A 14,197-nucleotide genomic window follows, 5' to 3' on the forward strand; every position below is an offset into this window, starting at 1 on the left:
GGTATTTATGCTGCAAATTCAACACGCCGTAACCATATACAATTGTGGTGCTATTTAAACAGCACATTCATAGGGATAAAAATGAAAAACCAACTTAGCTTATTAGCGCTTTTATGTGCATCTACCAGTGTTTATGCAAGCGATGCACCTAAAAATGTAATTTATATGATTGGTGACGGGATGGGTCCTGCCTATACAACCGCTTATCGTTATTTTAAAGATGATCCAACCACCAAGCAGATTGAAACAACCGTATTTGATACTATTTTAACAGGCATGGCGCGTACTTACCCTGACGATCACACTTATGTTACCGACAGTGCTGCAGGTGCAACCGCACTGAGTAGCGGCCACAAAAGTTATAATGGTGCTATTGCAGTCGATACAGACAAAAAGCCCGTTAAAACCATGCTAGAAATAGCAAAAGAACGTGGTATGACAACGGCATTAGTCGCTACCTCGCAAATTAACCATGCCACCCCAGCTAGTTTTGCTACACATAACGAATCACGGCGAAATTACGATGCCATTGCTAATGAATACATAGATAACAAAATTGCCGGTAAACTCCCTGTTGATTTAATGCTAGGCGGCGGTACGCAGTATTTTATTAGAGAAGACCGTAACCTCGTTGATGAATTTAAAGCAGCTGGTTATCAATATAGCGATGATATAAAAAACCTTGTTCAGATCACACAAGTACCGGCACTTGGCTTATACGCCCCAATGGGTCTGCCGTTTGCGCTTGATGCTGATTCAAACCACTTAACGCAACTAACAGCTAAAGCATTTGATTTACTCGACGGCCAAAATGAAGACGGCTTTTTTGTAATGATTGAAGGCAGCCAAATTGATTGGTGTGGACATGCTAACGATGTAGCCTGTGCCATGGCCGAAATGGATGACTTTGCACAGTCGATTGAAAAAGCAAAAGCCTATATTGATAAAAACCCTGATACTTTATTAGTGGTTACTGCAGATCATTCAACTGGTGGGTTAACCCTCGGTGCGCACGGACAATATAAGTGGGATACAGAAGTTATTAAAGGCGTTAAAGCAACAGCCGTTGAGCTGACAAAGCGATTACTCGCTGCTGATGACCTAGAGCCTATTTGGCGCGCCAACACAGGTATTGAATATACACCGGCTAATAAAGTAAAACTTGAACAAGCGAAAAAAATGGGCGAAACAGCGCTTAATTTAGCCATTAAAAGTATTATTAGTGACGCCAGCTTTACTGGTTGGACAACAGGCGGACACACCGCTGTAGATGTACAAGTATTTGCCTACGGTAAAGGCAGTGAACACTTTAACGGTGCTCAAAATAATACAGATATTGCCGATAAACTAATTGGCTTTATTAAACAGTAGCCATAAGCTTACGCAAAAAGCCCGAACCTGTGTTCGGGCTTTTTATTTTTTACTGTTACTGGGGCTAAGCGTATATATCGACGCCTATTAAATCTTGTACTTCGGCGCGACGCTCTAAATTTGCAAATTCTGTATATGTTGAAATTGCTTTACTCACCGTTGGGCTTGGTTGGTCATAAATAGTTTGGCTGTACTTTGCGTTACTAGTGTTTTGATTAAAGTATTGATTAGCAAGCTCTACACCCGCTTTACTAGTTTTTACATAATCTGTGTTTGTTTTTTGACTGGCGCTATCATCCGCTAAACCTTGTGGTTTAGAGGGTATAATTTTTGTAGAGGTAACCTTTGCAGGAATATCTCCAGTAAAAAAACCAGCGCCAATTGGCAAAGTCATAGATAACTTCCAACAATAAACATATTAAAAATTATGATTTAAAAACACCCAATTTGCAACTCTTATGCTTATTCGCGACCCGGTAGTTTTTTCCATGTTACTGTATCGCGCACATATTTAGGTTGCGCATCACTTGCTTTAACAACCTCGCCCTTTAAAAAGGCCGTGTCTACATGGCTAAGCATATAGCGAGCATCTGGCAAAGTAATGTCTGTATTTATGGTTATATTGCTAACGTTTTTAAGTGCATCAGGGTAACTTTTAAATCCCGTGCCAACGGCAATCGCGTGTAACTCTTCACTGCTTATGTGCTCTTCGCTTAATAACTCTGGTTTTATAACACACTCTTCATTTACCAACTCCATGCGTGCGTTATTTACCTGGTATTGGGCAAAATAAATTTCTCCCATGCGTGCATCTATAGCTGAATACACTACTGGTGCCTGCGTTTGCTCGTACGCTTGCTGGGCCATAATTGCCAAGGTTGAAACACCCACTAATGGTAAATTGGCTGAATAAGCTAGCCCTTGTGCAATAGCAACACTAATGCGTACACCGGTAAAGCTACCTGGCCCTTGGCCAAAGCCAATAACGTCTAAGTCTTTTAATTTACACTGTGCTTTATTAAGCAGCTCATCAACTAAAGGGAGTATTTTTTGACTATGTTGCTGTGGGCATTCTTCAAAATGATGAAATGTTTGGCCCTCAAAGTGTAAAACTATAGATAACGCTTCGGTTGAGGCGTCTAGGGCAAGAATATTACTTTTAATCATTTTAGTACTCTAGTTAATGTGTTTTAAAAATGTGTTTGCATCTTCTAAGCTTCGCGTGCGGCGCATCGGCGGTAAGCTTTTTAAAAATACTTGGCCATATTGGCGCGTTACTAATCGGTTGTCGCAAATAACCAGCACGCCTTTATCTTTGTTATCTCGTATTAAACGCCCCACGCCCTGCTTGAGCGCAATAACAGCTTGCGGTAACTGTATATGAGCAAACGGGTCTTTGCCTTGCATTTGGCAATCTTGCATTTTGGCTTGCAGTAATGGGTCATCCGGTGCTGCAAAAGGTAACTTGTCAATAATAACACAGCTTAGCGTGCTACCACGTACATCAACCCCTTCCCAGAACGAGGCAGTACCTAACAATACCGCATTACCATGGCGCGTAAATTTTTCCAGTATTATACGCTTAGACATTTGCCCTTGCATATAAACTGGGTAGTCCATTTGTGTGGTTAACCCCTCAGCCACCAAATGCATCATTCGGTAACTTGTAAACAGCACAAAGCAACGCCCTTTAGCCGATTTAATCAGCTCTAGGGTTAATTTTATAATTGCATGAGGCATGTTCTCTGCGTGCGATTCAGGCAAATATCGTGGTAAGCATAAAAGCGCCTGATTAGGATAATCAAAGGGGCTATCAACCATCATACTTTGCGCAGGAGTAATACCTAAGCTTGCATTAAAGTGATCGAGCTTATTATCAACCGATAACGTGGCTGAGGTAAATACAAACCCTGCGCCGGTGTCTTTCATCATTTGAGCAAATTTAGCAGAGACATTAAGTGGCGTAATATTAACCGTTAAATAGCGCCGCGTGGTTTCGTACCAATAGCTAAAGCCCGTTTGTGCGGTATCAAAAACACGCTCTAACTGACCTTTAAACGCTAAAGTGCGCTCAAACGGATGCTCTATTTTATCACTGCGCTCTAGGCACAGTTTTAATACCTGATAAACAAAGTCTAAATCGCTAATTACCCGATGCAGCGCTGCGCAAATTAATTTATCACTGAGCTTTTCGCGCCAATCTCCTCGGCTACCATCTACACCAAACTGTAAACGTAAATCAGCCACACTGGTTTCAAGCTTATTAAGGCTTTTGCCAAGCTGCAGCATATCGGGAATTTCTGCACGGTAAATAGCGCGTAAATCGTTAATTAAATCCACCAGCTTTTTAGTGCTAATACTTTCACCAAAGTAGTCACTAGCAATTTCGCTAAGCTGGTGTGCTTCGTCAAAAATATAAGCGTCGGCGGTGGGCATAAGTTCGGCAAAACCGGAGTCTTTTACTGCCATATCAGCAAAAAATAAATGATGGTTTATAACCACTACATCCGCTTCGGCTGCATTTAAACGCGCTTTGCGTATATAACATGATTGAAAGTCTGGACACTCTTTGCCTAAACAATTATCGGCTGTCGAATTAACATAGGGCAGTACCTTGGCGTCTTCTTCAATACCAATACAATCAGCTAAATCACCCGAGTGTGTTTCACTGGCAAATTTTGCAACCATAGCAAGTTGATGCATTACATCAGGATCGTCTGTTGGTACATGGGCTACATGTTGGTTTAGCCTATAAGTGCACAGATAATTAGCGCGCCCTTTTAACAATGCGGTTTTTTTAGAGGCATTAAGTGCTTTTACTAGCTGAGGTAAATCGCGGTGGTATAACTGCTCTTGCAAGGCCTTAGAGCCTGTAGAGATAATTGTTTTACCATTAGATTTAAGGGCAGGCGCTAAATAGGCAAACGTTTTACCTGTACCAGTGCCCGCTTCAACCACTAACTGCGTGCTATTTTTTAATGCATCGTTAACGGCAACGGCCATATCAATTTGAGGTTGGCGAGGCGTGTATCCATCTAAAGATAACGCTAACGGCCCGGTTGCACTAAACAGCTGTTTGATAATACCAGTCACTTTACAAAAAATAATAGCGAGATTTTACGTAAGCCTGGCTATAAGGGCAAGCCAATTGAAATTAGAATTTTGTAAAGGGGCTCACACCCCTTTACACGTTATTGTGCATTTACAGATAACGTGACATTGCTGGCATTGCTATACCCTTTTAAATCGATATACCAATTACCTGTTTGTGGCGCAGAAAACGAACAGGTTTCGCTATTGCCATTTTTATATGGCCTGCACAAGTACTCAGAATCACTAGAAGGAGTGCCAAAGTTTACATATAAATCAGCATCGCCACTGCCACCAGACATTGTTATATCTAATGATGCGTACTGCGTATTTAAACTTTGGCTAAAGCGCTGCCAGCTCCCAGCAGAAACATTTATGTTTGTAATGCTCCGATTGATAGGCTCAATACTCCCCCCTTCATTGTAACTTCCGGTTAAGGATACATTTTCTATCGCATTCCATGCGTGTACCATCACATAGTAAACTCCTTCACTAGAGGGATTAATATCGCAACGTTCATTACTACTTGAGGTAGTGCTTTTACAATCATAATCGTTCAGTGTAGGTGTTTGGTTGTAGCGCACGTATAAGTCTGCATCCCCTGTGCCCCCTGTCGTAATAAATTTTAAATTGCTCGCACTTTGTGGCACAGCTAAAGTGTAAATAAACTGCTCTTTTGCAACCCCTGTGATCCCACTAAGTGTTTGCCCATTGGTTAATTGGTTATTAGTAGGGGGCGCGGTATCGCCGGCATTTTTTGCCATTTCGGCAACATAACTTACTGCCAACTTGGCGAATTTACTGGCATGTTGAGCATCAAACTGGTTATCGTTTTGGGTGTGAATAAGCGGGTTTATATCGCCCATTTTTGATTCAAAAGGCATAGAGGCTGCAAATCCTTGCTGATACCATGACGCATGATCAGAACACCCATAACCACACTGATCAAATCCATAATTTAATTGCGGTAAGTAGGTATCTAAAAGCGCTGCTAAAAACTGATTTTGTGCATTGTTAGTATAATCAGTCATCATAACTATATCTTCAAGGCTGCCATTATTGCCTGTCATATCAAACTGCACCATGCCCACTACATTTTTACCCTGCGATTGGTAGCTGCTTGCAATATCACTTGAACCTCTAAGGCCGACCTCTTCCGCTGCAAACGCCATAATTTGAATCGTACGCTGTGGTTTGTAATTAGTTTGTACAATCGCGCGCAGCGCCTCTGATAGCACAGCAATGCCTGAGGCGTTATCATCAGCACCAGGTGAACGTCCATTGCTGGGGTTTGACTGATTTATCGAATCAAGGTGGCCGCCAATAATAACAATTTCATCTGCTTTTTCATTGCCTTCAATTGTCACTATAACCGACGATTGCGCCCAATTATGCGGGTAAGTTGCAATGCTAATATCACTGCGACTTTGCGCTATTTGTTGCCAATATGTGTTTAACCAATTTGCAGCATCTATCCCTGTTTGTGAGGTGTAATAACGATTATTAAAACTGGTTAAAGAGTTAACAGTGCTATCGAGGTTAACGGTGCTAATTGATGACATTAAATTTTGTACTGTTTGTTCGTTATCAATAGAATAACTAAATGCTAATGTATTTTGTATAGTATGCGCCGCGGCTAATTGTGTTGCGTAACTGCTCGCCTCTTGCCATGAATCATGTGCCACAAACCCACCGCACCGATTATAATTGTGGTGCATAAATTCGCTTAGATTATTTACCTGATCAGCAGGTATATTTACCAAGTCTATATTTTCGAGCGCACTTGTTGAGCGCTGTGCAAAGGGCAATCTTTGTACTAATCCATGCTGGGTATACTCATAATGTGCCGCTGCAGTTGAATCTATGCTTACCCACACTTTGTTTGTTTCACTTTGTGCTACAACGCCCATTGTAGTAAATAAGCTCAGCGCACTTAGTAGTTTAAAAGGTTTCATTGGTATTCCTTATAATTGGCAATACTGGTATCCATAAAATTAAAAAGGGGCACTAGGCCCCTGGTATCAATGTTTAATTCGCAGACACACTCAGTGTTACTGCGCTTGCATTACTGTACCCTCTTAAATCTAGGTACCAGGTACCTGATTGTGGGTTATCAAACGAACACGTTTCACTGTTGCCATTTTTATAAGGTCTACACAAATAAGTTGACGTACTCGACGCTGAACCATAATTTACATAAAGATCGGCATCGCCACTTCCACCAGAAATAGTAACGGTTAAATTACTATAGCCCGCTCCTAAGTCTTGAGTAAATCGAGCCCAGCTATTAGTTGAAACACTAATATTAGACTCGGTTCTGTTAATCGGTGTGACACCTCCTGTTGAATTGTTAAAACTCCCAGTAAGCGATACATCAGCTATAGCATTCCATGCTTCTACCATTACATAGTAGGTGCCTGCTTGGACGTTCGAAATACTGCAATTTTCGGTGCTTGAAGAGGTGGTACTTTTACAGTCATACGTATTCAGTGTGGGTTTACTTGCAAACATTACATATAAATCTGCATCGCCCGAGCCTCCAGCGGTATTAAACTCAAGATCTGTTGCCCCCGCTGGTACATCGAGTGTAAAAAACATCTGCGCTTTTGCAGAGCCGCTGATCCCCGTACGTGCTACTTTATTTGTTAACGCCTCATCCGTAGGCACAGGTGTGCTCGAGCAATCGCTCCCTGCACTTAGGTTTGAACTAACTCCCACTGCGGCCAATGCAGCTTGTACATCGCTTGGGTTGTAATTTAAGTCACACGCAGCGTCCATAACGCCGTTACCGGCCAAATCCCAATTTGTACTCGCACTCCAATAAAGCTGATTTGCACGCGCCATGACTACAAATGCTTTTTTAGTATCCCAACCAGGTGTAGTAGCAAGGTTATAAAATGCTTTGTTAAATACACCCGAGCTATAGTGCACATCCATGCCAGAGGTATAACTACCTTGATTATCTATAGAGCGTCCATCCTGTGATGGGTTATTCATATAGCGAAGCGCGCCATTGCCTTTAAAAATATCTTGTCCGACTAACCAATCGTTAGTGCCTTTCATGTAATACTCAGCCGCTTCACCAGCCATATCAGAAAAAGCTTCATTTAAGCCACCAGACTTACCGCTGTAAATTAAGCCAGAATTCTGTTCGGTAAAGCCATGGCTTACCTCATGTGCTGATACATCAAGGCTTACGAGTGGGTAAAAAGTGCTTTGCCCGTCGCCAAAGGTCATTGCGCTGCCATCCCAAAATGCATTTTCATAATTACTTGAATAATGTACGCGCATTTTTAACTGAAAACTTAGCGGTGGCGACCCCACCCAGTCGTTATACATATTAAAAATAACGTTACCAAAATAATGAGCATCGTTAAGCGGCGAATAAGCCCCATTTATCTCTTTTACTGTATTCTCTGGGCAGGTAAATGAATGGGCAGCAGAGCCACTTGTACCGCCATTGAGATTTATAGTTCTTACATTGGCATTATCCATAACACAGGTGTTACCAGATTGAGACACATCTAGGTTGCTAAAGTCAGTACCGTAAATATATTTACCTGTTTTGAGATTCCCCCCTGGTCCCGTAGCATCAGCATGTTGTAAGTTATCGTAGCTGAGCAAAACCTCACCGGTATTAGCATCGATTATTTGATAAGGGCGTGATGGCGATTTGCCGTAGGTTACATACGATACTTCATACACCAAATGCGCCTTACTTTGTTGATCAACCCAAATCACTAACCTTGATTTCTCATTGTGTTTTTTTAAACCTTTAGTTTTTGCAGCTATGCCTACATTTTGGCTTTGAAGCATGGCTTGTTTTACAGATAATTTAGCGCTTACATCGTTTATATCGCCTTCAATATCGTACACCGCAGCGCCATGGGCTTTTTTAAGCATGCCATTTTTAAATGTAAGGCTTAAAGTGTCACCAATTACTGGTAAACCTTGATATGTTTGCTGATAACGGCGAGTTACTTCACCGTTATTACTTATAAACTCTTTTAATACAACTAACTCGTTCCTTACACTTAACCCAATCAAGTCTTTAGGGCTAGTAGATAAAATGGATGCCGAATTTGATTGCATCATATTATTTAAAGCCGTTTGTTGATTTAGGTATTTCTTGTTCGCAGCTACTGCATCTGTTGCTTGAACCAAGGTTAAAGCAGCAAAAGTTGCTAATGTGATTTTTGATAAATTCACGTTTACGCTCCGTCAAAATATTTAGTTTGTAGTGGATTTGTATTAACCGGAACTACTTGTACCCGATTAAGGATCAAGCTTATGTTACAAATTTGAGTTATGAAAATTAAACATTTAATTTACAAGTAAAGTATTAGGAAACGTTAGAACAACAGAAATTACAGTAGGTTAAAAAACACACAAAATCAGTAAAACCTTAAACAGATACAAATTGTATACATATATTTACACTAAATTACACTATTACACCCGCAAAATAGCCGCGTTTACTTTATTCAATTAACGGCATTAATTAGCCATTACGTTGCCTAGGCAACTTTGTGTTAATCTCTTCATTACAAGCAATAACACCAGTAAATTTGCATTAACCATATGTCTCCTAAAGACATAAAAAAAGTGCTAAAAGCCCTATAAATACTGTGACACAGCCTAGTCACAGGAGTAATATACGGCTCGTTTAATTCGATCTTTTTTGTTCTCTAAAATAAATTTAAGGTTAGCCAATGAATGCTTGGTATCTCATTTGTTTTCTCTCTGCTATCGCAATTTTTATTGCTTATGCAAACCAGTATGTTCTTAAAATGCAAACAACGATTGCTATAACAACGGGCTCGGTTGTTATATCGTTGTTATTAATTATTTCAGTTAAGTTATTAGGCGATACAACTGCATTAGAAATGACGCAAATTGTAGCCAGTATTAATTTTAATGAATTGCTTTTAAAAGGCATGCTTGGATTTTTGTTATTTGCAGGTGCTTTAGAAATTAACCTGTTGGCACTGCGTAAACAACGATGGGAAATAACCGCTTTAGTTTTGTTCTCTACCGTAGTCTCTACTTTTTTAATTGGCTATTTAAGTTTTTATATTTTTGCCGCACTCGGCTGGCCCGTCCCTTTTATTTATTGTTTACTTTTTGGCGCCTTAATAAGCCCAACCGATCCAATTGCTGTACTGGCAATTATTAAACAATTACGCGCCCCTGAAGGTATTTCGGTACAGGTAGAAGGCGAGTCTTTATTTAACGATGGTATTGGTTTGGTAATTTTTACTACGCTGTTTTCTGTTGCATTTTTTGGCACCGATGCCAACCCAGCCGACATTGCAGAGCTGTTTTTTGTTGATGCCATAGGTGGAATCGTGTTTGGCTTAGCAATGGCCCTTGTGGGTCACTTTTTAATTATTAACTGTAAAGATGTAAATATACGCCTATTAATAACCTTAACCATTCCAACTGCGGGTTTTGCCGCTGCCAATGTATGGGAAATATCAGGCGCGCTTGCCATGGTAACCAGTGGTATTATTTTAGGTAATATTACTCGCGCAAAAGCAACCGAGCGCACAGGGCCCGAAAACACGCGCTATATTAAAGACTTTTGGCACGCCACCGACAGCTTTTTAAACGCTTTGTTATTTTTGATTATTGGTATGCTGATTGTCACTATGCCAGTAACAATGGGTGAAATTGGCTTAGGCCTTGTTATGATCCCTGCTATTTTATTAGCACGTTTTATTAGTGTTGGTGCGCCATTTGTAATATTTAAGCGCTTTAAAAACTACGACAAACACAGCGTTAAAATTTTAACATGGGGTGGTTTACGTGGAGGTTTAGCATTAGCTATGGCTGCAGCTATTCCTCGGGATCAAGTATTTATATCAGGCAGTGATCTGCATGATTTAATCGTTATTGTGACCTATGTTGTGGTTATATTTTCTATTATTGTGCAAGGTTTAACTATCTCTCCTCTCATTCAAAGCAGTATTAAATCTGCCGAGCAAAATCACTAAGTTTTATTTATTAAACCCGCAGTCTATTCACTGCGGGTTAGTTATTTATGGGGGATTATTTTTAGCACGGTTTTATTTATTTTAAGCGTAATAAAAATAGTTTTAATTTTAAATGTTTTTTATAGGGCTAATTATGTCCAGTAAGTATACAAGTGTTTTTTCGTTATTTTATGGCATTACACGTCGCCACGTTTTTCTCTTTCCTTTGTTCTTACTCACTTTTTTATGTTTTTCTGCTTTTGCCTCTACGCCTGCCGAGCAAGCTAAAATTAAACAAATATCACAACTTGCAGAGTACGTAGGGGTTGATTACGTTGGCGCGGTGCAAAAAGGCGAGGTAGTCAGTAAAGACGAATTTCAAGAAATGTCTGAGTTTGCAAATTTAATAAGCACGCTAGCCACACAGTTAAGCAGTGCTAATAATCAATACAGTCATATAAAAATACAAGCTGGCGCCTTACATAACGCCATTATAAATAAACAAAGCGTACAAAGTGTTCGTGCTGCGAGCTCAAAGCTTAGGGAGTCTTTGCTTGAATTTATGCCACAGCTTTCTTTGCCTACATCTTTATTACCCCTAAAACAAACAAAAGCACTTTTTGCAGAAAATTGCTCTATGTGCCATGGCATAAATGGACAAGGTGATGGCCCACTTGCTAAAGGTTTAACACCACAGCCCACCAACTTTACGGATAAAGAGCGAGCCACAAATCGCACAATTATGGGATTATATGAAGCTGTATCCAATGGCATAGACGATACGCCAATGGTTGCTTTTAGCCAATTTAATGAGCAACAACGTTGGTCACTCGCCTTTTATGTAGGAAGTTTAGCTTTTCAAGATATAACTAAGCCGCAACACAATAACCAGACAATCAGCACTTCAGACATCATTAATCTTAACCCTGCGCAGCTTTCACAAAATCAATCCCCTGCCCAAGTTCAATTTATTAAGTGGCTGCGCGGTAATCCAGAACACTTATTTAAAAACAAAGCTCAGCCACTTAGCGTTGCACGCTCGCAACTTATTGCAGCGCAAAATGCACATGGTAATGGTGAATATGCAAAAGCCAGCGAACTGGCTATCAGTGCCTATTTAGATGGTTTTGAGCTGATAGAAAATAACTTAAATGCATACGATGAAAGCTTGCGTAAAAGCATTGAAGTACAATTGATGAACTTACGTTACACATTCAAAAATGAAAAAAACACCGAGCTTGTCAGTGCGCAAGTTAACGCTGTACTTGCACAATTAACAAAAGCAAACAACCTACTTAATGACACCACACTTAGTGATGGCGCCTTGCTATCAGCCAGTTTACTTATTTTACTGCGCGAAGGTCTAGAGGCACTATTAGTTGTTATAGCGCTAATGACCGTACTTATAAAAACCAAACGCCAAGATGCGCTTAAATACGTTCATATTGGCTGGGGAATGGCCCTCATAGCAGGTGGCTTAACATGGGCAGCAGCGCAAACATTAATACAAATAAGTGGTGCAAGCCGCGAAGTAATGGAAGGTATAGGCGCCCTATTTGCAGCTATTATTTTGCTATATGTTGGGGTATGGATGCACAGTAAAACTAGTGCTCAGCAGTGGCAGGCATATATTCAGCAAAATATTAATACGCGATTAGAGTCTGGCACACTATGGGGGCTCACGGGCCTCTCGTTTATAGCGGTATATCGTGAAGTGTTCGAGACGGTATTATTTTATCAGTCGTTATTAACGCAAAGCTCGCAAGCACAGTATTCATCGGTGGCTATTGGGTTTGCATTGGGTGTGGTTTTATTAGCGCTTATTGCATGGGTGTTAGTTAAATATTCGATTAAATTACCTATTGCTAAGTTTTTTGCCTATACAACTTATTTATTATTTGCACTTGCCTTTGTATTAATGGGTAAAGCTGTCATTGCATTACAAGAGGCTGATTTAGTCGCGATTAGTGTAATGCCGATAAACTTTGATATTGCACTACTGGGTTTAAAATCTACGTGGCAAGGCTTTATAGCGCAACTTACCGTAGCTGTTATATTTAGCTTTTACATTATTAAAGCTAAAAAGCACTAACAAATATATAAAGCGTAAAGAACAACACGCCCTTAATAGTAAAAAGTTGTACGTGGCTTTTTACTATTAAGGGTTTAGATCATGCCCACGTATCTAAATGTTTATTCCCTTCGTCATCTACGGTAATCGCTTTTTCATTAGCTGCACTTGCACTTTTTTTGCCCTGCGCCTGCGCTAATCTTTTTTTGTTGAGCGTCTGCTTTTTTTCATTTTCAAGCTTAATTTTTTGCGCTTGCGGCATATTTTGCACACCTGCAATATGAAATGTACTTTTTGGCTCAAGCTCTAACCGCGAAATTTTCCCTAAAAAAGGGATCATTATATCCATACTCCCCTCCTTAACCTGTTTATTAAAAAATTAGATAAATTGACCAACAAAGCCCAATTTGCCTACAATTTAAACATTAAAACAACTAAAAATACTGATTAGCTCTCAATATTATCGGCAGTTATAAGATATGCTTTAATTTGGTAAAAAAAAACTTGCCTTAGCTAGGCGGTTTATGTTTTTATGAATGCGAAATTTATTGAAACAGATTAAAGCTTAACGCTCACTAAATAGCGGTAAGCAAAATAGGATACAAAAATGCGCTTAAACCTGACAACAGTACATCATCACCACCATTCACCGGAATAACCTGTCAGGTCTTTCGCTGAGAGGTTATTCCTAAAAGGAACCTCTGGCGATTCAAAACACATTGATTCATTTTCGCCCTGAGGTTCCCCTCGGGGTTTTTAGTTTTTAAATTAAAGGAAAATGAATAATGAGTAACACAAATCGTCTACGTATCGCCATCCAAAAAGGCGGTCGCCTGTCTAAAGATTGTCAAGATTTACTAAAGCAACTAGGTGTTAAATTAAACCTACGTGAGCAACGCTTAATTGCACACTCAACCAATATGCCAATTGACGTACTTCGTGTGCGCGATGACGATATTCCGGGCTTAGTAATGGACGGTGTTTGTGATTTAGGTATTGTTGGCGAAAACGTACTAGTAGAAGTACAAGCCGAACGCGAACGCCAAGGTGTACCAAGCGAAGTTAGCAAACTAGCAAAACTAGACTTTGGTTACTGCCGCCTTGCACTTGCATGGCCACAAGAGCTTGGCCCACGTGATAAAAGCTGGTTTGAAGGCAAACGTATTGCAACAACCTACCCAGAAATTTTAACGCAGTGGTTAAAGCGTGAAGGCATTAATGCAAGCACTGTAATGCTTACAGGCTCAGTAGAAGTAGCCCCACGTGCCGGTCTTTCAGATGCAATTTGTGATTTAGTTTCAACCGGTGCAACGCTTGAAGCGAACGGCTTGATTCAAGGTGATACAATTTTAGAATCAAACGCGTGTTTAATTCAAAATAAAGACCTGCAAGATGAAGACAAACTAGCGCTAATCAATAAGCTTATGCCGCGCCTTCGTGGTGTTAAACAAGCTAAAGAAAGCAAATACATTATGCTACACGCGCCAAAAACTAAACTTGATGAAATTTGCGAAATTTTACCAGGCTCTGGCCAACCTACTCTACTTGCACTTGCTGGTAACGAAGAGTACGTAGCACTTCACATGGTAAGCAGCGAAACATTATTTTGGGAAACAATGGAGCAGCTTAAAGCCCTAGGCGCTAACTCTATTTTAGTAATGCCAATTGAAAAAATGATGGAGTAAGTACC

Annotated in this window: 10 protein-coding genes; 4 read left to right on the top strand and 6 right to left on the bottom strand. The window is 40.2% G+C overall.

All coding sequences use genetic code 11. The features are described 5' to 3' along the window. Nucleotides 1-81 precede the first annotated feature (81 nt). A complete protein-coding gene (locus SJY38_RS19485; RefSeq protein ID WP_377110636.1) occupies nt 82-1,371 on the top strand; it encodes an alkaline phosphatase in 1,290 nt (429 codons plus the stop codon). A 64-nt stretch (nt 1,372-1,435) separates the two neighbouring features. On the opposite strand, the gene SJY38_RS19490 is transcribed toward SJY38_RS19485, so the two are convergent. From SJY38_RS19490 to SJY38_RS19510, 5 genes are all read right to left on the bottom strand, one after another. Beyond that, complete coding sequence (locus SJY38_RS19490; RefSeq protein WP_377110637.1) at nt 1,436-1,765, bottom strand: hypothetical protein; 330 nt, start codon at nt 1,763-1,765, stop codon at nt 1,436-1,438. Between the two features lie 68 nt (nt 1,766-1,833). Next, nucleotides 1,834-2,538: a tRNA (adenosine(37)-N6)-threonylcarbamoyltransferase complex dimerization subunit type 1 TsaB gene (gene tsaB, locus SJY38_RS19495; RefSeq protein WP_273586362.1), complete on the bottom strand. Its 705-nt coding sequence runs from the start codon at nt 2,536-2,538 to the stop codon at nt 1,834-1,836. Between the two features lie 9 nt (nt 2,539-2,547). Next, nucleotides 2,548-4,464, bottom strand: coding sequence for an ATP-dependent DNA helicase (locus SJY38_RS19500; RefSeq protein ID WP_377110638.1), 1,917 nt, complete (start codon nt 4,462-4,464; stop codon nt 2,548-2,550). A gap of 98 nt (nt 4,465-4,562) precedes the next feature. After that, nucleotides 4,563-6,416, bottom strand: coding sequence for a M20/M25/M40 family metallo-hydrolase (locus SJY38_RS19505; RefSeq protein ID WP_377110639.1), 1,854 nt, complete (start codon nt 6,414-6,416; stop codon nt 4,563-4,565). Nucleotides 6,417-6,489: 73 nt separating this feature from the next. Further along, complete coding sequence (locus SJY38_RS19510) at nt 6,490-8,670, bottom strand: M4 family metallopeptidase (protein WP_377110640.1); 2,181 nt, start codon at nt 8,668-8,670, stop codon at nt 6,490-6,492. A gap of 503 nt (nt 8,671-9,173) precedes the next feature. Here SJY38_RS19510 and SJY38_RS19515 point away from each other — a divergent pair. Continuing rightward, a complete protein-coding gene (locus SJY38_RS19515; RefSeq protein WP_256846251.1) occupies nt 9,174-10,457 on the top strand; it encodes a sodium:proton antiporter in 1,284 nt (427 codons plus the stop codon). Between the two features lie 133 nt (nt 10,458-10,590). Continuing rightward, the gene (locus SJY38_RS19520; RefSeq protein WP_377110641.1) at nt 10,591-12,528 is read left to right on the top strand and encodes a cytochrome c/FTR1 family iron permease; all 1,938 of its coding nucleotides are present in this window, start codon (nt 10,591-10,593) and stop codon (nt 12,526-12,528) included. Nucleotides 12,529-12,607: 79 nt separating this feature from the next. Here SJY38_RS19520 and SJY38_RS19525 read toward each other — a convergent pair whose 3' ends face one another. Continuing rightward, complete coding sequence (locus tag SJY38_RS19525; protein WP_004586377.1) at nt 12,608-12,856, bottom strand: hypothetical protein; 249 nt, start codon at nt 12,854-12,856, stop codon at nt 12,608-12,610. 436 nt (nt 12,857-13,292) lie between these two features. Between SJY38_RS19525 and hisG the strand changes: the two genes are divergently transcribed. After that, the gene (hisG, locus tag SJY38_RS19530) at nt 13,293-14,192 is read left to right on the top strand and encodes an ATP phosphoribosyltransferase (RefSeq protein WP_004586378.1); all 900 of its coding nucleotides are present in this window, start codon (nt 13,293-13,295) and stop codon (nt 14,190-14,192) included. Nucleotides 14,193-14,197 lie beyond the last annotated feature (5 nt).

Origin of the sequence: Pseudoalteromonas sp. R86517, assembly GCF_042466295.1 — a bacterium.
Taxonomy (GTDB): Bacteria; Pseudomonadota; Gammaproteobacteria; order Enterobacterales; family Alteromonadaceae; genus Pseudoalteromonas; species Pseudoalteromonas atlantica.